At 70.8% G+C, this 20,036-nt stretch carries 20 protein-coding genes and 1 tRNA gene; 14 read left to right on the top strand and 7 right to left on the bottom strand.

The window, feature by feature from the left end; translation table 11 throughout:
• Positions 1-22: 22 nt before the first annotated feature.
• Complete coding sequence (locus tag DEJ01_RS18125) at positions 23-679, bottom strand: hypothetical protein (protein WP_128780543.1); 657 nt, start codon at positions 677-679, stop codon at positions 23-25.
• A 141-nt stretch (positions 680-820) separates the two neighbouring features.
• Here DEJ01_RS18125 and DEJ01_RS09355 point away from each other — a divergent pair, with 141 nt between their 5' ends.
• From DEJ01_RS09355 to rlmB, 4 genes are read left to right on the top strand one after another with little or no spacing between them, the layout of a single operon-like run.
• A complete protein-coding gene (locus DEJ01_RS09355) occupies positions 821-1,303 on the top strand; it encodes a CarD family transcriptional regulator (protein WP_017888066.1) in 483 nt (160 codons plus the stop codon).
• A 16-nt stretch (positions 1,304-1,319) separates the two neighbouring features.
• Positions 1,320-2,609 carry a 2-C-methyl-D-erythritol 4-phosphate cytidylyltransferase gene (ispD, locus tag DEJ01_RS09350; RefSeq protein ID WP_375342379.1) on the top strand — a complete coding sequence of 430 codons (1,290 nt, stop codon included), beginning with the start codon at positions 1,320-1,322 and terminating at the stop codon, positions 2,607-2,609.
• A gap of 32 nt (positions 2,610-2,641) precedes the next feature.
• Positions 2,642-4,051 carry a cysteine--tRNA ligase gene (gene cysS, locus DEJ01_RS09345; protein ID WP_111029061.1) on the top strand — a complete coding sequence of 470 codons (1,410 nt, stop codon included), beginning with the start codon at positions 2,642-2,644 and terminating at the stop codon, positions 4,049-4,051.
• Between the two features lie 28 nt (positions 4,052-4,079).
• A complete protein-coding gene (gene rlmB, locus DEJ01_RS09340) occupies positions 4,080-5,090 on the top strand; it encodes a 23S rRNA (guanosine(2251)-2'-O)-methyltransferase RlmB (protein WP_027466607.1) in 1,011 nt (336 codons plus the stop codon).
• 286 nt (positions 5,091-5,376) lie between these two features.
• Here rlmB and DEJ01_RS09335 read toward each other — a convergent pair whose 3' ends face one another.
• Together DEJ01_RS09335 and DEJ01_RS09330 are read right to left on the bottom strand one after the other, a co-directional pair.
• Positions 5,377-6,690: a DUF4032 domain-containing protein gene (locus DEJ01_RS09335; protein WP_027466606.1), complete on the bottom strand. Its 1,314-nt coding sequence runs from the start codon at positions 6,688-6,690 to the stop codon at positions 5,377-5,379.
• Positions 6,691-6,774: 84 nt separating this feature from the next.
• Positions 6,775-7,875, bottom strand: a complete 1,101-nt coding sequence (locus tag DEJ01_RS09330; protein WP_071404078.1) for an ABC transporter ATP-binding protein — start codon at positions 7,873-7,875, stop codon at positions 6,775-6,777.
• Between the two features lie 243 nt (positions 7,876-8,118).
• Here DEJ01_RS09330 and DEJ01_RS09325 point away from each other — a divergent pair, with 243 nt between their 5' ends.
• The gene (locus DEJ01_RS09325; protein WP_111092799.1) at positions 8,119-9,051 is read left to right on the top strand and encodes a thioredoxin domain-containing protein; all 933 of its coding nucleotides are present in this window, start codon (positions 8,119-8,121) and stop codon (positions 9,049-9,051) included.
• Positions 9,052-9,172: 121 nt separating this feature from the next.
• On the opposite strand, the gene DEJ01_RS09320 is transcribed toward DEJ01_RS09325, so the two are convergent.
• Complete coding sequence (locus DEJ01_RS09320) at positions 9,173-10,066, bottom strand: neutral zinc metallopeptidase (protein ID WP_111054085.1); 894 nt, start codon at positions 10,064-10,066, stop codon at positions 9,173-9,175.
• 114 nt (positions 10,067-10,180) lie between these two features.
• On the opposite strand from DEJ01_RS09320, the gene DEJ01_RS09315 reads away from it, so the two are divergent.
• Entirely contained in the window at positions 10,181-11,323 is a 1,143-nt protein-coding gene (locus tag DEJ01_RS09315) for a glycerol dehydrogenase (RefSeq protein WP_111092798.1), read from the top strand.
• 28 nt (positions 11,324-11,351) lie between these two features.
• Here the strand turns inward: DEJ01_RS09315 and DEJ01_RS09310 are convergent, their stop codons facing one another.
• Entirely contained in the window at positions 11,352-12,119 is a 768-nt protein-coding gene (locus DEJ01_RS09310) for an NAD(P)H-hydrate epimerase (RefSeq protein ID WP_111092824.1), read from the bottom strand.
• A 34-nt stretch (positions 12,120-12,153) separates the two neighbouring features.
• Here DEJ01_RS09310 and DEJ01_RS09305 point away from each other — a divergent pair, with 34 nt between their 5' ends.
• Both DEJ01_RS09305 and DEJ01_RS09300 read left to right on the top strand, forming a co-directional pair.
• Entirely contained in the window at positions 12,154-12,939 is a 786-nt protein-coding gene (locus tag DEJ01_RS09305; RefSeq protein ID WP_111092797.1) for an alpha/beta fold hydrolase, read from the top strand.
• Between the two features lie 53 nt (positions 12,940-12,992).
• Positions 12,993-14,024 (top strand): aldo/keto reductase, encoded by a 1,032-nt coding sequence (locus DEJ01_RS09300; RefSeq protein ID WP_111032335.1) that lies wholly within the window; start codon positions 12,993-12,995, stop codon positions 14,022-14,024.
• A gap of 216 nt (positions 14,025-14,240) precedes the next feature.
• On the opposite strand, the gene DEJ01_RS09295 is transcribed toward DEJ01_RS09300, so the two are convergent.
• Positions 14,241-14,316 (bottom strand) — tRNA-Thr (locus DEJ01_RS09295).
• Positions 14,317-14,353: 37 nt separating this feature from the next.
• Complete coding sequence (gene msrB, locus DEJ01_RS09290) at positions 14,354-14,761, bottom strand: peptide-methionine (R)-S-oxide reductase MsrB (protein WP_027466599.1); 408 nt, start codon at positions 14,759-14,761, stop codon at positions 14,354-14,356.
• A 65-nt stretch (positions 14,762-14,826) separates the two neighbouring features.
• Between msrB and DEJ01_RS09285 the strand changes: the two genes are divergently transcribed.
• From DEJ01_RS09285 to groL, 6 genes are all read left to right on the top strand, one after another.
• On the top strand, positions 14,827-15,300 hold the full coding sequence (locus DEJ01_RS09285; protein WP_111032336.1) for a GNAT family N-acetyltransferase: 474 nt from the start codon (positions 14,827-14,829) through the stop codon (positions 15,298-15,300).
• Positions 15,300-16,301: a DUF2332 family protein gene (locus tag DEJ01_RS09280; protein ID WP_111092796.1), complete on the top strand. Its 1,002-nt coding sequence runs from the start codon at positions 15,300-15,302 to the stop codon at positions 16,299-16,301. Before DEJ01_RS09285 ends, DEJ01_RS09280 begins: the two co-directional genes overlap by 1 nt.
• A gap of 96 nt (positions 16,302-16,397) precedes the next feature.
• Positions 16,398-16,754 carry a DUF3263 domain-containing protein gene (locus tag DEJ01_RS09275; RefSeq protein WP_258375672.1) on the top strand — a complete coding sequence of 119 codons (357 nt, stop codon included), beginning with the start codon at positions 16,398-16,400 and terminating at the stop codon, positions 16,752-16,754.
• A complete protein-coding gene (locus DEJ01_RS09270; protein WP_071404071.1) occupies positions 16,751-17,362 on the top strand; it encodes a LytR C-terminal domain-containing protein in 612 nt (203 codons plus the stop codon). The genes DEJ01_RS09275 and DEJ01_RS09270 overlap by 4 nt, the downstream gene beginning before the upstream one ends.
• A 193-nt stretch (positions 17,363-17,555) precedes the next feature.
• Positions 17,556-17,759 carry a cold-shock protein gene (locus tag DEJ01_RS09265; RefSeq protein WP_017888049.1) on the top strand — a complete coding sequence of 68 codons (204 nt, stop codon included), beginning with the start codon at positions 17,556-17,558 and terminating at the stop codon, positions 17,757-17,759.
• A gap of 257 nt (positions 17,760-18,016) precedes the next feature.
• Positions 18,017-19,639, top strand: a complete 1,623-nt coding sequence (gene groL / locus DEJ01_RS09260; protein ID WP_017888048.1) for a chaperonin GroEL — start codon at positions 18,017-18,019, stop codon at positions 19,637-19,639.
• Positions 19,640-20,036 lie beyond the last annotated feature (397 nt).

Below are 20,036 nucleotides of genomic sequence, written 5' to 3'. Positions count from 1 at the left end.
GTGTCAGCCGCGCCCGTCGGCGTCAGTTGGTGCCGTTGTCGCCCTCGGACGAATCCGTCTGCGAGTCGGTCGGCTGCGTGCCGGGCACGGCCTCGCCGGTCGACTGTGCGCCGCTCTCGGACGGGGACGTCGAGGTGGGCGTCGGGGTCGGGCTCGGCGCGAGGGTCTGGTACTCCTCCTGCGAGCTCGTCAGCACCGGCACGTTGGCCGAGGTGCCCTCGGCGTCGGGGTAGCTGAAGTAGACCTTCACGAGCGAACCGGGCTTGGCGTCCGCGTTGTCGAACACGATCGGCTCGGCGTCACCGGCGGTGGTGCCCTGCGTGGTGTCGCCCTCTTGCACGCTCGACTCGTCGTCGCTGCCCGCACCCGCGGCCATGGCGAGGTCGACGTGGGTGTTCGCCGGCACGTCGACGGTCTGGGTGTCGCCGCCGATCTCGATCGAGACGGTGTAGTCGTCCTGGTCGTCGTTGTTCACGAGCGTGCCGATGAAGCGGGCGCTCTCACCGTCGTCCGAGATCAGGAGGGCGTTCCGCACGTCGACCTTGCCGGTCGAGACGTCCACGCCGTCGGTGATCTGCTTGATGTCGACGGTGTGGGCCGGCGACATGAACTCGCACCCGGTGGCGCCGAGCGCGATGGTTGCCGCAACGGCGACGGACACGAGTACCCGAGGTCGCAAGAGATTCCTCCGTAAGTCACGATGGAGACCGGGCGGTCCCCGCGCCCATCCTAGCGATCACCGGGAGGGGTGAGCGTTGAGGGTCCCCTTACCGGAACGGCCCTTGTGGTAAACTGGATGTCTGGGAACGGAGCCTGATACATGCAATTCGAGGTCGGCGAGACCGTCGTCTACCCCCATCACGGGGCGGCAACCATCTCTGAAGTCAAGACTCGCGTCATCAAGGGCGAGGAAAAGGTCTACCTGAAACTGCGGGTGACGCAGGGTGACCTGACGATCGAGGTCCCGGCGGACAACGTCGACCTGGTCGGCGTCCGCGACGTGATCGGCAAGGAAGGACTCGACAAGGTGTTCGAGGTCCTCCGGGCGCCGTTCACGGAAGAGCCCACCAACTGGTCACGCCGCTACAAGGCGAACCTCGAGAAGCTCGCTTCCGGTGACGTCATCAAGGTGTCCGAGGTCGTCCGCGACCTCTGGCGGCGCGATCAGGACCGCGGGCTCTCCGCGGGTGAGAAGCGGATGCTGGCCAAGGCCCGGCAGATCCTGATCTCCGAGCTCGCGCTGGCCGAGAAGACCGACGAGGACAAGGCATCGACCGTCCTCGACGAGGTCCTGGCTTCCTGAGCCTGACGACAGCGCACTGAACGCGACAGCACGAACGACGACCGCACGGTTCCCCGAAGGGGTGGACCGGGCGGTCGTCGTCGTTGCGGCCGGCTCCGGCACCCGGCTCGGCATCGGGACCGCGAAGGCGTTCGTGCCCGTGGCCGGTTCGCTCATGCTCGCGCGAGCGCTCGAACCCCTGTTCGCCTTGCCGTCACCGACGCTCGTCGTCGTGGTCGCACCGGCGTCGCACCTGGACGAGTGCCGGCAGGTGGTCGGTTCGGTCGCGGGTGCTGCGGTCGCGTACACGGCCGTCGTGGCCGGAGGCACGGATCGCCACGGTTCGGTCGAGGCCGGCCTGGCCGTCCTGCCGGACTCCGTCACCACGGTGCTGGTGCACGACGCGGCGCGGTGCCTCACGCCCGCGGCACAGTTCTCGCGGGTGTTCGACGCCGTCGCCGCCGGTGACGGTGCGGGCGTCGTGCCGGCACTCCCCGTCACGGACACGGTCAAGCGGGTCGACGGCGACGTCGTCGTCGAGACCGTCGACCGTGCGGCGCTCGTCGGGGTGCAGACGCCGCAGGGCTTCCCGCTCGCGGCACTGCGGCGTGCGTACGCGGTGTCGTCGCAGTCCGAGACGGACGACGCCGGGGTGTTCCAGGCCGTCGGGGGCACCGTCCGGTTCGTGCCGGGGGACGCCGACGCCTTCAAGATCACGACGCCGTGGGACCTCGGCCGGGCCGAGTCGATCGTGCGGGCGCGGACCGAAGCTGGTGCTGGTGCTGGTGCTGGTGCTGGTGCTGGTGCTGGTGCTGCGGCTGGTGCCGGTGCGGCGGGTGCCAGCCAGGCTGACGCCGTCGTGGTCCGACTCGGGCTCGGGGTCGACGTGCACGCCTTCGACGACGCCTCGCCCTGCCGCGTCGGGCTGCTCGACTTCCCCGGCGAACCCGGCCTCTCCGGGCACAGCGACGGTGACGCTGTGGCGCACGCGGTGTGCGACGCCCTGCTCTCCGCCGGGGGCCTCGGCGACATCGGCGGACGCTTCGGCACCGCTGACCCGCAGTACGCCGGCGCCACGGGCGACGTGTTCGTGCGCGGCGCGGTCGCGCTGCTCGCCGACGCCGGGCTCGTGCCGGTGTCCGTCACCGTGCAGGTCATCGGCAACCGGCCGCGCATCGGCCGCCGCCGCGACGAGATGCAGGACGCCCTGTCCGCGGTCGTCGGTGCGCCCGTCGCCGTGTCCGGCACGACGACCGACGGGCTCGGGTTCACCGGCCGTGGCGAGGGGCTCGCGGCGATCGCCACGGCACTCGTGCGTCCCTCCTGAAACCGCGGCCGCGCGCCGATTAGGGTTGAGGCGTGACCGTTCGCCTCTACGACTCCCGCGCCGCAGCCGTCGTCGACCTCGTGCCCCTGGTCGACGGACACGTGAGCGTCTACGTCTGTGGTCCGACGGTGCAGTCGTCGCCGCACATCGGGCACCTGCGGTCCGCGCTCGTCTACGACATCTGGCGTCGGTGGCTCACCCACCGCGGGTACCGGGTGACCCTGGTGCGCAACGTCACCGACATCGACGACAAGGTCCTCGACCTGGCGGCAGGCACCGACGAGGAGTGGTTCGCCCGCGCCTACCGGGTCGAGCTCGAGTTCACGGCCGCGTACAACGCCCTCGGCATCCTGCCCCCGACGTACGAGCCCCGCGCCACCGCGAGCGTGCCGCAGATGCACGAGATCATCCAGCGCCTGATCGACCGCGGGCACGCCTACGCCGCCGACGACGGCTCGGGTGACGTCTACTTCGACACCGGCAGCTGGGCCGACTACGGGGTGCTCACCCGGCAGCGGCGCGAGGACATGGTCGAGGCCGCCGACGCCGATCCGCGTGGCAAGCGCGACGCCCGTGACTTCGCGCTCTGGAAGGGTGCGAAGCCCGGCGAGCCCTCGACCGCCAACTGGGACTCCCCGTGGGGCGCCGGCCGCCCGGGCTGGCACATCGAGTGCTCGGCGATGTCCCGTCGGTACCTCGGCCCCGCGTTCGACATCCACGGCGGCGGGCTCGACCTGCGCTTCCCGCACCACGAGAACGAGCTGGCGCAGTCCACGGCCGCCGGGGACCCGTTCGCGTCGTACTGGCTGCACAACGGCCTGGTGACGGTCGAGGGCCAGAAGATGTCGAAGTCGCTCGGCAACTCGATCTTCGCGGCGGACTTCCTCGGATCCGCTCGTCCCGCCGTCGTCCGCTACTTCCTCGGTGCCGCCCACTACCGCTCGTCGATCGACCACCACGAGGGATCCCTGGCCGAGGCCGAGGCGGCGTACGACCGCATCGCCGGGTTCCTCGAGCGCGCCGAGACCCGGCTCGAGGGTGTCCACCTCGCCGACGCCCCGGCCGTGCCCGAGGCCTTCGCCGCGGCGATGGACGACGACCTCTCCGTGCCCCAGGCCCTGGCCGTGCTGCACGAGACCGTGCGCACCGGCAACGCTGCCCTGGACGCCGACGATGCGGAAACGCTCGGGACCGCGTACCATCAGGTGGCTGCGATGGTGGAGGTGCTCGGCATCGACCCGCGAGCCGCCCACTGGTCGGGCGGCGGCCACGACACCTCGGCAGGCCCGCTCGCCGCCCTCGTCGAACGCCTCGTGCAGGAGCGCGCGGACGCCAGGGCAGCACGGGACTTCACCGCGGCCGACCGCGTGCGCGACGACCTCGCCGCCGCGGGCATCACGATCGAGGACACGCCGTCCGGAACACGCTGGAGCATCGCCTGAACACGGCAGTGCCGAACAGGAGCTACGCATGAAGAACGTCTCGGGAAGCAAGAAGGGTCGGCCCGGCGCCGTCCGCACCGGTCGCAAGGGCAACAAGCAGGTCGGCTCCGGCGGACAGGGCGCCCAGGCGCTCGAGGGTCGCAAGCCGACCCCGAAGGCCGAGGACCGCCCGTACCACCCCGCCGGCAAGCGCAAGGCCGCGAAGGACCGCTTCGAGGCGGCCAAGGGCCGTCACGGTTCCTCGAGCACCCCGCAGGGTCGCACGGGCCGTCCGCCGGCACGCAAGACCGACGACTCCGAGCTGGTGACCGGGCGCAACTCCGTGCTCGAGGCCCTGCGCACGAAGACCCCGTCGTCGACGCTCTACATCGCGTCGCGCATCGAGGTCGACGACCGCGTGAAGGAGATCCTCGCGCTCGCCAACCACCGCGGCGTGCCGATCATCGAGCTCATGCGTCCCGAGCTCGACCGCATCACCGGACACGACAGCGTGCACCAGGGCGTCGCCCTGAAGGTGCCGGCGTACCAGTACGCCGTGTCCGAGGACATCGTCGAGCAGGCGTTCTCGCGTGACCAGGTCCCGCTGCTCGTCGCACTCGACGGCATCACGGACCCCCGCAACCTCGGCGCGATCATCCGCTCGACCGCGGCGTTCGGCGGACACGGTGTCATCGTGCCGCAGCGTCGTTCGGTCGGCGTGACGGCGTCGGCGTGGAAGACCTCGGCCGGTGCCGCGGCACGCACCCCCGTCGCGATGGCCCCGAACCTCACGCAGACCCTGAAGTCGCTCAAGTCGATGGGCCTGTTCGTCCTCGGCCTGGACGGCGACGGTGACGTGGAGCTCGACGGCCTCGAGCTCGCGGACCGCCCGATCGTGATCGTCGTCGGTTCCGAGGGCAAGGGCCTGTCGCGCCTGGTCACCGAGACCTGTGACGCCATCGTGTCGATCCCGATCTCGAGCGCCACCGAGTCCCTGAACGCCGGCATCGCCGCGAGCGTCACTCTGTGGGAGGTCGCGCGGCGTCGTCGCACCGCGTAGCCCCAGCACTTCGTGTGCAGGAATGGTCGCCTCCCCGAGCGGGAGGCGACCATTCCTGCTCACGGTGGCAGGCGGGGCTGGGCGTGACGGCCTGGAGGCCCGGCGCCGGTCCCCGGGACCCGTGCCGGGCCTCCAGGCCGTCGCGTTGCCGACCCCCGAACGGTCAGGACACGTCGGCTGGTGCCCGCCGTGTGGTCACGAGTCGTCGCTGCGCGACGCCGCAGACGACGGTCTCCGACCGGTCGGCGCCCACCCGGTGGGGTGTCGTGACCGAGCGGAGACCGCGTCAGACCGTGGCGCGCCAGTCGTCGACGTCGTCGGACTCGTCGGACTCGTCGGCGTCGTCGTCCAGCACCGGGATCGGCACGGTGATCGACGAGGTCGGCGGGTTGATGAGCAGGCGCTCGTCGCGACGGTGCCGGAGCACGTCGTTGATGTAGGCGGTCGTGGCCTCGGGCAGGGAGACGGAACGCTCCTCTTGCTGGGACATGAACCAGCGGTGCTCGAGCAGCTCGTGGAACACCTCGGCGGGTTCGAGCCGACCGCGCAGGTCACGGGGGATCGAGCGGACGACGGGCTCGAAGACCCGTGAGACCCACTCGTGCGCCACCATCTCCTCGTCGAGTTCGTCACGGCCGTTGCGGGCGCGGTACGAGTCGAGGTCGTTGAGCAGGCGCCGGGCCTGGTTCTCGCCGGCGTCGAGCCCGGTGAGGCGCAGCAGTCGGCGCTGGTGGTGCCCGGCGTCGACGACCTTCGGCTGGATCCGGACCTGCGAGCCGCCCTCGGTCGTGTGGATCGACAGTTCTTCGATGTCGAAGCCGAGCTCGTTCAGGCGCTCCACGCGGTCGTTGATGCGCCAGCGTTCCTTGATGTCGAACTGCTCGGTGCCGGTGAGCTCGGTCCAGAGCGTCCGGTACTGGGCGACGATGCGGTTCGAGACGTCGACGGGGTCGGCGTTCTCGTCGAGTCGCCCGCCGGCCTCGAGGTCGAGCAGCTCGCCGGCGATGTTCACCCGGGCGACCTCGAGGTCGTTCTCGCGCTGACCGTTCGACAGCCCGCCGGGGTAGAGCTTGCCGGTCTCGGCGTCGACCAGGTACGCGGCGAAGGCGCCGGCGTCGCGACGGAACAGCGTGTTCGACAGGGACACGTCGCCCCAGTAGAAGCCGATGACGTGCAGGCGGACGAGCAGCAGCGCGAGGGCGTCGACCAGACGGGTGGCGGTCTCCGGGCGCAGCGTCTGCGAGTACAGCGCGCGGTAGGGCAGCGAGAACCGCAGGTGGCGGGTCACCAGCACGGGGTGCAGTGGTTCACCGTCGGCGTCGACGCGGTTCGTGATGACCGCGACGGGGTCCACGCACGGCACGTCCATCCGCTGCAGGGTCCGGAGCATCTCGTACTCGGACCGGGCGACCTCTTCGCCGGTCTCCTTCACCGCGGCGACGTACCCGCTCAGGTGCACGAACCGCACGAGGTGCCGCGAGATGCCCTTCGGCAGCGCGACGATCGTGTCGTCTGGCCAGTCGGCGAGCGGCAGGTCCCACGGCAGGTCGAGCAGGCCGGGGTCGACGGTGGCGGCGGTGATGGACATCGAGTCGGGCACGGTGGTTCCTCTGGTGTCGGGGACAGCCGAGAGCCCGCGTCCGCCCTTGTGAGGCGGGCGCGGGCTCTCGGGGGAGTGCGCTGGTTACGCGCTGACGACGGCCTTGTCGTCGAGGCGGTCGCCCGACTCGGTGTCGAAGGCGTGGACGTGGCCCTGCTTCGGCGTGATGACGATCGTGTCACCGATCGACGGGTGCGCACGACCGTCGACACGGGCGACGATGTCGGCGCGCTGGCCGTTCACGTCGGCGTGACCGTAGAGGTAGCCGTCGGCGCCGAGCTCCTCGACGACGTCGACCGTGACGGGCAGGCCCTCGCCGGTCTGCGACACGATGACGTCCTCGGGGCGGATGCCGACCGTGATCTGTGCGGCACGGGCGTTCGACAGCGTGTCGCGGTCGATCGCGTGGTTGAGCGTGCCGAACTTGATCCCGCCCTCGATGACGTCGGCGGGCAGCAGGTTCATGGCCGGCGAACCGATGAAGCCGGCGACGAACACGTTGTTCGGCTTCTCGTACAGGTCACGCGGGGTGCCGACCTGCTGCAGGATGCCGTCCTTGAGCACCGCGATGCGGTCACCCATGGTGAGGGCCTCGGTCTGGTCGTGCGTGACGTAGACCGTGGTGACGCCGAGACGACGCTGCAGCGACGCGATCTGCGTGCGGGTCTGGACGCGGAGCTTGGCGTCGAGGTTCGACAGCGGCTCGTCCATGAGGAACACCTGCGGCTGACGGACGATCGCACGGCCCATCGCGACGCGCTGACGCTGACCACCGGAGAGCGCCTTCGGCTTGCGGCCCAGGTAGTCCTCGAGGTCGAGGAGCTTGGCGGCTTCCTGCACGCGGGTGGCGCGCTCTTCCTTGCCGACGCCGGCGATCTTGAGCGCGAAGCCCATGTTCTCGGCGACGGTCATGTGCGGGTACAGCGCGTAGTTCTGGAACACCATCGCGATGTCGCGGTCCTTCGGCGGGACGTCCGTGACGTCGCGGTCGCCGATGCGGATCTGACCGGAGTTGACCTCTTCGAGGCCGGCCAGCATGCGGAGCGAGGTGGACTTGCCGCAACCCGAGGGGCCGACGAGGACGAGGAACTCGCCGTCGGCGACGTCCAGGTCGAGGGAGTCGACCGCGGGACGGTTGCCTCCGGGGTAGAGACGGGTTGCCTTGTCATAGGTGACGGACGCCATGAGCGTTCGGTCCTTCCTTCACCGGCAGGTACGTGCCGGACGATCCGAGTGAAGCGGTGTGCCCGTACGGGCCCCGGACAGTCGCCGTCGACTGTCGAGGTTCATACAACACGAGTTCACCCGGGTGCGCCAGTGTTTTCCCCCTTGGTCGGCGGCTTCCCAGAGCGCCCCACTACAATCGCCGGGTCCGTCCGCCGAGCAGGGGAACGCCGAGCGGACACCGATCAGGAGGACGACGCACCGATGAACAACCGCCCCGAGGGTGCCGCCCGCGCCGCGCGGAACGAGCGCCGTGAAGCCGCCCGCCAGCGAGCCCAGCGTGCCCGGACCCAGCAGAAGCGACGCCAGCGTGGTGTCCGGCTCGGCCTGCAGATCGGGCTCGGGGTCGTGCTCCTCGCCGCCGCGACGATCGTCACGCTCGTGCTGGTCGACTCCGTGAAGCCCGCCGGCCCCGGCCCGTCGACCATGTCGCAGGGCGGCATCACCATCGGGCAGGACCTGAAGCCCGTCGAGGCGTCGGCGTCCGGATCGGCCTCCGTGTCGCCGAGCAGCGCCGCGACCGACGGCGCCGGTACCGTCCGGATCACCCTGTACGTCGACTACCTCTGCCCGGGCTGCGGCCAGTTCGAGCAGGCGAACGGCGACTACATCAAGGACCTCGTCGACTCCGGTGCGGCCACGGTCGACATCCACCCGGTCGCGGTCCTGTCGAACCGCTCGCAGGGCACGAAGTACTCGCTCCGCGCCGCGAACGCCGCCGCCTGCGTCGCCGAGCACTCCCCGAACCAGTTCTACGCGGTGAACCAGGCGCTCTTCGCGAAGCAGCCGGACGAGGGCACCCCTGGTCTGACCGACGCGGAGCTCACCGACGTCGTCACGGGCGTGCAGGGGCTGCAGGAACGGAGCGCCGTCCGGAGCTGCATCGCCGACCAGGACTACGCCAAGTGGGTGGACGAGCAGACGACGGCGGTGTCGGACGGCACGATCCCCGGGTCGACGCTCAAGGAGTTCCCCGGCACGCCGCTCGTGCTCGTGAACGGGCAGCGGTACGAGCTGACCTCCCCGGTCACGAACGACGACTTCCGCACCTTCGTGGTGACGGCCGCCGGGGCGACCGACGCCACCCCGACGCCCACGCCGAGCGCGACCCCCACGCCCACGCCGACCAAGCGCTGACGGCCGGACGAGCGCTGACGTCTGAACGAGCGCTGACGTCTCAACGAGCGCTGACGCGCTGACCACGGACGGGAGGCCCGGTGCCAGCTGGCACCGGGCCTCCCGTGGTTCGACGGTGCGGCTACAGGGCCGAACCCGGGATGCTCAGGGTGTCGCAGCTCGTCGCGCCCTGCTGGTAGCCCCGCAGGAACCAGCGCTGTCGCTGCTCGCTCGACCCGTGCGTGAACGAGTCCGGGTCGACGCGGCCGGTCGCGCGCTCCTGGATGCTGTCGTCGCCCACGGCGCTCGCCGCCGACAGGGCGTCGGTGATCTGGGAGCGGGTGATCGGTTCGAAGAACGTCTCGCCGTTCGCGTCCTTCGTCGTGGCGGCGTCGCCGACCCAGGCCCCGGCGTAGCAGTCAGCCTGCAGCTCGACGCGGACGCTGCCCGACGACGCCCCTGTGCCGGAGCGGTCGGTGTTCGCGAACGACCCCTGCAGCTGCTGGATGTGGTGCGCCCACTCGTGCGCGACGACGTACATCTGCGCGAGCGGACCGCCGGACGAGCCGTACTGCGACTGCAGGTCGTCGTAGAACGCGGTGTCCAGGAAGACCGCACGGTCCGGTGGGCAGTAGAACGGGCCGGTCGCGGCCGAGGCCTGCCCGCACGAGGTGTCGGTGGAGTCCTGGAACAGGAAGAACTCCGGTGCCGTGTACGAGATGCCGAGCGACCGCGCCTCGGACGTCCAGTAGGCGTCGAGCGACTCGGCCGCGCCCTCCATCCGGCACTCGACGCGCAGGTTGGCGTCGCGCCCGGTCCGGCACTCGGGGGCGGCGTCGACGGACTCGCCCCCCTGCTGGATCGTCGTCAGGCCGTTGCCGCCGCCGACGATCCCGCTCACGTCGACGCCGGTGAACTGCAGGATCAGGAACACCACGATGGCGCCGACGCCCACGGCGCCTCCGCCGATCGCCGTGGTGCGACCCCGCCGCTTGACCTTGCCGCCCCGGAGTTGCGAGTCGTCGTTGAACGTCATGGTCCCGAACCTACCGATCAGCACCTCCCGATCAGCGGCCCCGCGTACCGTCGGCGGCGTCGGCCACCCCGACACCTGTCGTACACCTGTCGTACAACCGGAAGGAACCGCACGATGGCCACTCCCATCAGCACCGTGATGAGCCCCGCCCGCTACGTCCAGGGCAAGGACGCGATCACCCGCGTCGGCGAGTTCATCGCCCCGATCGGCAAGCGGCCCCTGATCGTCGCCGACGACGTGGTCTGGGGCATCGTGGAGACCGCCGTCTCCGAGAGCTTCCGGTCCGCCGACCTGGCCGTGGAGCGTGTCGGGTTCGGCCGCTTCGCCACCCCCGAGGCCGTGGACGAGCTCGTCGAGCAGATCCGCGCGACGGACGCCGACGTCATCGTGGGGCTCGGTGGAGGCTCCGCGATCGACGCCGCGAAGGCCGCTGGGCACCTCGCCGGCATCCGGTGGGCCAGCGTGCCGACGGCTGCGTCCACCGACGCCCCGACCTCGGCGCTCGCCGTCATCTACACCGCCGAGGGCGAGTTCATCGAGTACCGCTTCTTCCCGCACAACCCGGACCTGGTGCTCATCGACACCAGGCTCGTCGCCAACGCGCCGGTGCAGTTCCTGGTCGCGGGCATCGGCGACGCGCTGGCGACCTGGGTCGAGGCCCGTGCCGCGAAGCGCGCCAACGCCGACACCATGGCCGGCGGCCTGCAGACCCAGACCGGCGTCGCGCTCGCCGAGCTGTCGTGGAAGCTCCTGCACGAGAACGCCCTGCAGGCCATCGAGGCCGTCAAGGCCAAGGTCGTCACCCCGGCGCTCGAGAAGGTCGTCGAGGCGAACACGCTGCTGTCCGGCCTGGGCTTCGAGTCCGGTGGGCTCGCCGCCGCCCACGCGATCCACAACGGGCTGACCGCGGCTCCGCAGGCGCACGGCCTGGCCCACGGGCAGAAGGTGAACATCGGGACGATCGCCCAGCTGGTGCTCGAGGGTGCCCCGGCCGAGGAGATCGAGGACTTCGTCGTCTTCACCACGAAGGTCGGCCTGCCGAACACCCTGACCGAGATCGGCCTGACGGTCGACGACCGCGACGTGCTGCGCGCCGTGGCCGAGGCCGCGACGGTGGAGGGCGAGACCATCCACAACATGCCGTTCCCGGTGACGCCGGAGCTCGTGGTCGACGCCCTGGTCGCGATCGAGGGCATCGCACGCAGCGTCCGCGCCGAGCACGGTCTGCCGGAGCCCGTGCTGTACGAGCAGCACTGACGTTCGAGCAGCACTGACGGGCGAGGGGTCAGGTGCGGATCAGCGGCTCCATCGGCGCCAGGTCCGCACCGATCCCGACGTCGACGAGTTCGATCCGCCCGGCGAGGGTGGCGGCGGGTCCGGTCAACAGGCCGGCCTTCACGCCGCCGAAGGTGACGGTGACGTCGGCGTGCAGGACGTGGTCGTCCGCGACGCCGCCGGTGTCCACGTCGATGCCGCTCGGCACGTCCACCGCGACGACGAACGGCGCGCGCTGGTCGCGGGCGAGCTCACGGATGGCGTCCACGACGTCCCGCGCGGGGGACCGCAGTGCGTTCGCGCCGTGCACCCCGATGCCGAGGATGCCGTCGAGCACCAGGTCGGCCTCGAGTGCCGCCTCGGTCGCGACGTCCGCCAGGCGTTCGCCGTCACTCCGGCCGGCGGCCCGCAGGATGTCGGCCGCTCCGCCCGAGTTCGGTCCCGAGGTGCCGGACGGGCCGTCCAGCAGACGCGCGCCAGCGTCCAGCGCCGCTGCCAGGCCGGCCTCGTGGACACGGGAGCCGACGCGCAGGACCGTCACGTGCCTCCCGGCCGCTGCCAGGCGAGCGCCCGCGAACAGGGCGTCACCGCCGTTGTCGCCGCTGCCGGCGAGCACGAGGACGGATCCCGGCCCGTCGACCGGCCGCACGGCCGGGTCGTCCAGCAGGTCGCCCACGATGCGCGCGAGCCCGTCGGCGGCCCGTTGCATCAGGGGTTCCCCCGCGTCGAGGTGGGGGCGTTCCGCCGCCCGGATCTGATCGCCGCCGTAGCCGTCCATGGCCACCACACTGCCCCGATACGCTTGAGAGGACATGTCACTCGTCCCCGAAGCGCCCCGCCCCCGGTTCGTGATGTCGCCCGACGGGCTGCGACTCGCGACCTACGACTTCGGCGACCCCGACGCCCCGGCCGTCATCGCGGTGCACGGCTTCGCCTCCGGTGCGGTGCTCAACTGGCACGCCTCGGGCTGGACGCGGCACCTGGTCCGTGCCGGGTACCGGGTCCTGGCGCTCGACCAGCGCGGGCACGGCGCGAGCGCGAAGCCGCACGACCCCGGTGCCTACTCGATGGACCTGCTCGTCGCCGACGTCACCACGGTCATCGACACGTACCTGCTCGACGACGTCGCGTACCTCGGGTACTCGCTCGGCGCACGGGTCGGCTGGCACACCGCCGAACGGCTGCCCGGCCGGATCTCACGTGCGGTGTTCGGCGGGATCCCGGACGCCGACCCGATGCGTCGCGTCCGCGTCGACCAGGCGAAGGCGTACATCGCCGACGGCACCCCCATCGAGGACCGCGTCACCAACGGCTACCTGACGATGGCGGGCAACGTCGAGGGCAACGACCTCGGCGCGCTCGTGGCCATGGTCGAGGGGATGCGGAACAGCATCGAGCCGACCCCGGAGAACGCCCCGGCGCAGCCGCTCCTGATCGCCGCCGGCAGCGAGGACGGCATCCGCGACAGCGCGGTCCGGCTCGCCGAAGCCGCACCGGACGCCACCTTCTTCGGGATCCCCGGGCGCAACCACTTCAACGCCCCGACCTCGCGGCCGTTCCGCGAAGCAGCACTGCGGTTCCTGTCCGCCCCGCGCTGAGGGGTACTCGTGGGTCCCCTCGGTCGGCCGGCACCGGGCGTACCGTCCCCGCCATGGACTACAGACTCCTCGGCAACAGCGGGACATCGGTGTCGACGCTGACCCTCGGCACCATGACGTTCGGCAGCGAAGCCGACGAACCCACCTCACACGCCATCCTCGACGCCTTCGTGGCCGCCGGTGGCACGCTCGTCGACACGGCGGACGTCTACTCCGGCAACGAGTCCGAGCGGATCATCGGCCGCTGGCTCGCAGCACACCCCACCGAGGCCGCACAGGTCGTCCTCGCCACCAAGGGCCGGTTCCCGCAGGGCGACGGCCCGAACGACCTCGGTTTGTCCCGACGGCATCTGCGCGTGGCCCTCGACGCCTCGCTCGAGCGGCTCGGTGTCGACCACATCGACCTGTACCAGATGCACGCGTGGGACGCCCTGACCCCCATCGACGAGACCCTGCGGTTCCTCGACGACGCCGTGTCCGCCGGGAAGATCGGCTCCTACGGGTTCTCGAACTACCTCGGCTACCAGGTCACCAAGGCCGTCTACGAGGCGAAGGCCCACGGCTGGGCGCCGCCCGTCACCCTGCAGCCGCAGTACAACCTGCTCGTCCGCGACATCGAGCACGAGGTCGTGCCCGCCTGCCTCGACGCCGGCATCGGCCTGCTGCCCTGGTCGCCGCTGGCCGGCGGCTGGCTCTCCGGCAAGTACCAGCGCGACGAGGCCCCGTCCGGTGCCACCCGCCTGGGCGAGAACCCGCAGCGCGGCATGGAGGCCTGGGAAGCCCGCAACGGTGACGAGCGCACGTGGGAGGTGCTCGACGCCGTTTCCGAGGTGGCCGACGCCCACGACGCGTCGAAGTCGCAGGTCGCACTCGCCTGGCTGCTGGCCCGGCCCGCGGTCACGAGCGTGATCCTCGGCGTCCGCACCCTGTCGCAGCTCGAGGACAACCTCGGTGCCGCGGACCTGGTGCTCACCGACGACGAGCTCGCCCGGCTGACCGACGCCAGCGCTCCCCGCATCGACGACTACCCCTACGGCACGGCCGGCGTCGCGCAGCGGGAGCGGAAGATCACCGGCGGGCGCTGAGCCGGCGGGCGCTGAGCGGACAGGACCCCTGCGCGTTCGTGCACATCGTGCGGATTTCCGCGGATGTGGGGTCAGGGTGTGGACGCGCGGGTCGGTGAGGTGTCATCCTCGTCGCACGACCGGCTGGTTACCGCGTCCAGCGCCCGGAACGCCCCCTGATCCGCGTTCCGTGTGCCGATGCCCCGGGCGAGACTTCGCCCGGGGCATCGCTTCATCTGGGGCCGGCAGCGGGACTTGAACCCGCAACCCCCGTATTACAAGTACGGTGCGCTACCAATTGCGCCATGCCGGCTGACGCCGCTCATCTTACCGGTGAGGGCGTCCGAGGCTCACTCGCCCGACTTCTCCGAGAAGTTCAGCGAGATCGAGTTCATGCAGTACCGGTCACCCGTGGGGGTGCCGAACCCGTCCGGGAACACGTGGCCCAGGTGCGAACCGCAGTTCGCGCACCGGACCTCGGTGCGGGCCATGCCGAGGGAGTTGTCCTCGATGAGCTGCACGGCGTCCGGGTTCACCGACTCGTAGAACGACGGCCAGCCGCAGCCGGAGTCGAACTTCGTGCCGCTCTTGAACAGCTCCGCGTTGCAGGCCGCACAGGTGTAGACGCCGGCGCGCTCCTCGTCGAGGAGTTCACCGGTCCACGGTCGTTCGGTCCCCGCCTGGCGGAGGACGGCGTACTGGTCCGGGGAGAGCTCCTCGCGCCACTGGGCGTCGGACTTGTCGACGTTGTATGCCATTGGTTCCTCCTGCTTCCGGCCGGGCTCTTCCGGGCACTCCCGACCACTTCACTAAACTCGCCACGATGTCCGAGCATTCCGTGCACCACGCCCGCTGGACCCGTCTGACGACGGACGAACTGTACGGCATCGTCGTCCTGCGCAACCGCGTGTTCGCGCTCGAGCAGCGGGTCACCGCCGAGGACTTCGACGGCCGTGACCGCGAGCCCGACACCGAGCACTGGTGGTTCGGCACGGACACCGATGCGGTTGGGTACCTGCGGCTCATCCGCCCGGCGGCCGACGAGGTCCACCCCGACGGCGCGGCACCGCCGGCGTGGGTGATCGGCCGGGTCGCCACCGATCCCGGACACCGCGGGCAGGGGATCGCCGGCCGGCTCGTCGCCGCCGTCCTCGACGAACACGGACACGACCCGTTCGTCCTGCACGCCCAGGAGTACGTCGCCGCCCTGTACGAGCGGTACGGCTTCGTGCGGTTCGGGGAGCCGTACGACGAGGCCGGCATCCGCCACGTCGGCATGCACCGGCCCGGACGCTGATGGACACCCGCGCCCGGTACGACGCGTACGCCGACCGCATCCAGAGGGTCTCGCCGTCGTACGCCGCCTGGGCACGGTCGCTCGACGACTCCCTCGTCGCGCTCCTCGCCGAGGTCCCCGAGCAGCAGCGGCAGCCGGAACTGTTCTTCGCGGTCGCGCGGCAGCTGGGCGCGGACCCGTCGGACCCGGGTGCGCTGCGCGCGCTCGGCCTGGAGGCCCGCCCCGCGCTGGTCACGGCCCTCGCCTCCGCCACGGTGCAGGCCAACGACCCGCAGCGGCTCGCCCCGGTCGTTCCGCTGTTCGCGGCGCTCGCCGAACGGTCCGCGCGTCCGCTCGGCCTGGTCGACGCCGGGGCCGCCGCCGGGCTGTGCTCGATCCCGGACCGGGTGACCCTGGACTACCGCGTCGGTTCCGGGGCCGCAGTCCTCCGGATGCACACGGCGGTCGCCGAGCCCTCGGTCCGGCTCGTCGCGGACGCAACCGGGGCCGTTCCCACTCCCGCGACCGTCCCGATCAGGGTCGGCGCCCAGGTGGCCCTCGACCCGAACCCGATCGACCTGTCGGTCCCCGGTGCGTTCGACCGGCTGGTCGAGGCCGTCCCGCCCGAGGCGTCGGACCGGACCGCCCTGATGCGCGCGGCGGCGTCCGCGACGCTCACCGTGCCTCCAGTCCGGATCCGGGGCGCGCTGCCCGGCGACCTCGACCGTGCACTGGACGCCCTGCCGGACGACGTCGAACCGGTCGTCCTGACCACCGGGACCCTGGTCTACGTGCCGGGCGCGGACCGGCAGCGGTTCGTCGACGGGATCCGAGCGCGAGGCGTGCACTGGATCGCCCTCGAACGCACCGGGATCCTGCGCGGGGTGGCGGCGACGCTGCCCGACGACGTCGACGCGGCGGATCCGGACTCGTTCGCGACGGTCTCGCTCGACGGGGTCGCGGTGGCCGTCTCCGACCCGTTCGGGACACGTGTGCGCTGGTTCCGCGCGCCGAACCTGTGACCGGTGTTCGCGACAGTCCAGCGCCGTGCCAGGGTCCGGATCGACTCCACCCCTACGATGTGCGAGACCCGTTACCCGACCGTGATCGGAACCGCAGTGACCAGCCCCACCGACGAACGCAGCGTCGACGAGCTCAGTGCTGACGAGCTGCGTGCTGACCAGCTCGGTGCTGACCAGCTCAGCGAGCTCGCGAAGCACGTGCTGTCGTTCGAGCAGGACCGGGCACGGCACGACCGCACGAAGGAAGCGGAGATCCGGGTGGAGTTCGAGATGTCGGCGGCGCGCTACTACCAGGTGCTGAACCGCGTGATCGACTCGCCCGCGGCACTCGCGTACGACCCGCAGCTCGTCAGCCGGCTGCAGCGGCTCCGTCACGCGCGCACCAGCGCCCGGGCGACGCGCAGCTTCGTCGCGCCCGGTGCGGCTCCCGAAGGACGTGAAGAGGAACGATGAGCACGAGATTCCCCCGAGACCGGTTCGACGACGTCGCCGACGGCCCGCGGGTCGGTGCGCACCGCGGTGCCCAGCGTCGCGGCCGTGGCTGGATCGCCTTCGCCTGGGCGGCGCTCGCCACCGGCGTGCTCGTCGGCATCGGCGTGCTCGTCCTCGCGCTGCTGAACGGCAGCTACTCGTTCAACAGCTCGGATTCCCCCTCGGCCTCCACGTCGGCGTCCGCCACCGCGAAGCCCTCGGCGACGTCCAAGCCGTCCGCGTCCTCGTCGGCCGGTTCGGGCTCCGCAGGGTCGGGGTCGGGCAGTGCTGCGGCCGCGACGCCGGCGCAGCAGGGCACCACCACCGTCGTCGTCCTGAACGGCACGACCACCACGGGCCTCGCCAGCCGAGCGAGCGCGGCGCTGACCGGCGCCGGCTGGCAGGTCGCCTCCACCGGTGACGCCGGCACGACGGGCTCCACGTCGACGATCGTCTACTACCAGCAGGCTTCGCAGGCGGCGGTCGCGCAGGGCATCGCGAAGCAGCTCGGCGTCACGGCCGTGCAGCAGTCGGCGGCGTTCCCGAACGCCGACGTGAGCGTCGTCCTCGGCGCCGACTACACCGGCTGATCGGTCGTTCTGCGGGTCGTCGCGCCGCGTTTTCCGCGCATTGTGTGACGGCCGTGTTTCGAGCACGTTGATTTCTGACGGAATCGACGTGAAACAACGTCACACCTCTTGCCTGATCGGACGGGTTCGGTCAGAGTCCCATGCAGACGACGATCACGTCGTTCCGCACTGCAGTACCAGGGAGCAAGAGATCATGGCCAACGGAACCGTGAAGTGGTTCAACGCTGAAAAGGGCTTCGGCTTCATCACCGTGGATGGAGGGGGCCAGGACGTGTTCGTGCACTACTCGGCCATCGACATGTCGGGTTACAAGGTCCTCGAGGAGGGCCAGGCCGTCGTCTTCGACGTCGGCACCGGGTCGAAGGGCCCGCAGGCAGAGTCCGTCCGCCCCGCCTGAGCAGCACCACTTCCAGAACGCGCCGTCCCGTCAGGGGCGGCGCGTTCGTCGTGTGCGGGGACGGTGACCGGCGCGGGGAGCGCGACCGCGGCGGTGGTGCGGGGTCCACCGGACGCGACGTGTCCTGGGAAGTCGTCACGAGCCTCCCGACTGTGTTGCACTCACACCCGGCGAGTGCCAGAATCGGCGTTGGCACTCGCTCACGCTGAGTGCCAGCACGACCCCCAAGACGACGTCCGGGAGGGACGAAAAACCACATGGCTAAGATCATTGCTTTCGACGAGGAGGCCCGCCGTGGCCTCGAGCGCGGCCTGAACCAGCTGGCCGACGCCGTGAAGGTGACGCTCGGCCCGCGCGGCCGCAACGTCGTCCTCGAGAAGAAGTGGGGCGCCCCCACGATCACGAACGACGGTGTCTCCATCGCCAAGGAGATCGAGCTCGACGACCCGTACGAGAAGATCGGTGCGGAGCTCGTCAAGGAGGTCGCCAAGAAGACCGACGACGTCGCCGGTGACGGAACGACCACCGCGACCGTCCTCGCCCAGGCGCTCGTCCGCGAAGGCCTGCGCAACGTCGCCGCCGGTGCCGACCCCGTGTCGCTCAAGCGCGGCATCGAGAAGGCCGTCGCCGCCGTCTCCGACCAGCTCCTCGCCAACGCGAAGGACATCGAGACCAAGGACCAGATCGCCGCGACCGCGTCGATCTCGGCCGCTGACCCGACCATCGGCGCGCTCATCGCCGAGGCCATCGATAAGGTCGGCAAGGAAGGCGTCGTCACCGTCGAGGAGTCGAACACCTTCGGCACCGAGCTCGAGCTCACCGAGGGCATGCGCTTCGACAAGGGCTACCTGTCGCAGTACTTCGTCACCGACCCCGAGCGTCAGGAAGCCGTCTTCGAGGACGCCTACATCCTGATCGTCAACTCGAAGATCTCGAACATCAAGGACCTCCTGCCGGTCGTCGACAAGGTGATCCAGGCTGGCAAGCAGCTCCTGATCATCGCCGAGGACGTCGACGGCGAGGCCCTGGCCACGCTCGTCGTGAACAAGATCCGCGGCATCTTCAAGTCCGTCGCCGTCAAGGCTCCGGGCTTCGGCGACCGCCGCAAGGCCATGCTGCAGGACATCGCGATCCTGACCGGTGGCCAGGTCATCTCGGAAGAGGTCGGCCTCAAGCTCGAGAACGCGACGCTCGACCTGCTCGGTCGTGCCCGCAAGGTCGTCATCACCAAGGACGAGACCACGATCGTCGAGGGTGCCGGCGACGCCGAGCAGATCGCCGGCCGTGTCCGCCAGATCCGTGCCGAGATCGAGGCGACCGACTCCGACTACGACCGCGAGAAGCTCCAGGAGCGCCTCGCGAAGCTCGCCGGTGGCGTCGCCGTCATCAAGGCGGGTGCCGCGACCGAGGTCGAGCTCAAGGAGCGCAAGCACCGCATCGAGGACGCCGTCCGCAACGCGAAGGCTGCCGTCGAAGAGGGCATCGTCGCCGGTGGTGGCGTCGCCCTCATCCAGGCCGGTGCCGTCGCACTCGAGGCCCTCGAGCTCGAGGGTGACGAGGCGACCGGTGCGAACATCGTCCGCGTGGCCATCGACGCGCCGCTCAAGCAGATCGCGCTGAACGCCGGTCTCGAGCCGGGCGTCGTCGCCGCCAAGGTCCGCGAGCTCGAGTCGGGTTGGGGCCTCAACGCCGCGACCGGCGAGTACGTCGACCTGATCGCTGCCGGCATCATCGACCCCGCCAAGGTCACGCGTTCGGCGCTGCAGAACGCTGCGTCGATCGCCGGTCTGTTCCTGACCACCGAGGTCGTCGTCGCCGAGAAGCCCGAGCGCACCCCTGCTGCTCCGGCTGGCGACCCGACGGGTGGCATGGACTTCTAAGTCCGCCTGACGGAAGGGCCCCGCACGCTGCGCGTGTGGGGCCCTTCTGTGTGAGCGGGGCCGGTTGGGCCGAGATCGCACGAACTGCCGCTTCGCGGATGCCGCCCCGGCAGTTTGTGCGACCACGGCGTTCTGGAGACGGCATGTTGCGCGATCAGCATGAAGCGCACAGGAGGCCCGGCACCGGTCGTTCTCCACAGATGCGCTCCCGAGGGGGTCGCGCGGGCAGCCGGGTCGCGACACTCGGGACATGCCGAAGCCTCGTCCGCTCCCTGAGACGCTCGACTCCGCCGGCTTCCTGGTCCGTGACGCCATCGGGTTCGGCGTCGATCCGGGTCGTCTCCGTCGACGTGATCTCGTCCGTCCCGTGCATGGCGTCCGGTCGACCGACGCCACG

Origin of the sequence: Curtobacterium sp. MCLR17_040 (genome assembly GCF_003234735.1) — a bacterium.
GTDB classification, from domain to species: domain Bacteria; phylum Actinomycetota; class Actinomycetes; order Actinomycetales; family Microbacteriaceae; genus Curtobacterium; species Curtobacterium flaccumfaciens.
This window is presented reverse-complemented; position numbering and strand designations above follow the sequence as displayed.

Excerpts from the sequence above, each read along its gene's own strand:
- DEJ01_RS09355 (WP_017888066.1), top strand. The coding sequence starts at position 821 with ATGCAATTCGAGGTCGGCGAGACCGTCGTCTACCCCCATCACGGGGCG.
- rlmB (WP_027466607.1), top strand. The coding sequence starts at position 4,080 with ATGAAGAACGTCTCGGGAAGCAAGAAGGGTCGGCCCGGCGCCGTCCGC.
- DEJ01_RS09330 (WP_071404078.1), bottom strand. The coding sequence starts at position 7,875 with ATGGCGTCCGTCACCTATGACAAGGCAACCCGTCTCTACCCCGGAGGC.
- DEJ01_RS09325 (WP_111092799.1), top strand. The coding sequence starts at position 8,119 with ATGAACAACCGCCCCGAGGGTGCCGCCCGCGCCGCGCGGAACGAGCGC.
- DEJ01_RS09320 (WP_111054085.1), bottom strand. The coding sequence starts at position 10,066 with ATGACGTTCAACGACGACTCGCAACTCCGGGGCGGCAAGGTCAAGCGG.
- DEJ01_RS09315 (WP_111092798.1), top strand. The coding sequence starts at position 10,181 with ATGGCCACTCCCATCAGCACCGTGATGAGCCCCGCCCGCTACGTCCAG.
- DEJ01_RS09310 (WP_111092824.1), bottom strand. The coding sequence starts at position 12,119 with ATGGACGGCTACGGCGGCGATCAGATCCGGGCGGCGGAACGCCCCCAC.
- DEJ01_RS09305 (WP_111092797.1), top strand. The coding sequence starts at position 12,154 with ATGTCACTCGTCCCCGAAGCGCCCCGCCCCCGGTTCGTGATGTCGCCC.
- DEJ01_RS09300 (WP_111032335.1), top strand. The coding sequence starts at position 12,993 with ATGGACTACAGACTCCTCGGCAACAGCGGGACATCGGTGTCGACGCTG.
- msrB (WP_027466599.1), bottom strand. The coding sequence starts at position 14,761 with ATGGCATACAACGTCGACAAGTCCGACGCCCAGTGGCGCGAGGAGCTC.
- DEJ01_RS09285 (WP_111032336.1), top strand. The coding sequence starts at position 14,827 with ATGTCCGAGCATTCCGTGCACCACGCCCGCTGGACCCGTCTGACGACG.
- DEJ01_RS09280 (WP_111092796.1), top strand. The coding sequence starts at position 15,300 with ATGGACACCCGCGCCCGGTACGACGCGTACGCCGACCGCATCCAGAGG.
- DEJ01_RS09270 (WP_071404071.1), top strand. The coding sequence starts at position 16,751 with ATGAGCACGAGATTCCCCCGAGACCGGTTCGACGACGTCGCCGACGGC.
- DEJ01_RS09265 (WP_017888049.1), top strand. The coding sequence starts at position 17,556 with ATGGCCAACGGAACCGTGAAGTGGTTCAACGCTGAAAAGGGCTTCGGC.
- groL (WP_017888048.1), top strand. The coding sequence starts at position 18,017 with ATGGCTAAGATCATTGCTTTCGACGAGGAGGCCCGCCGTGGCCTCGAG.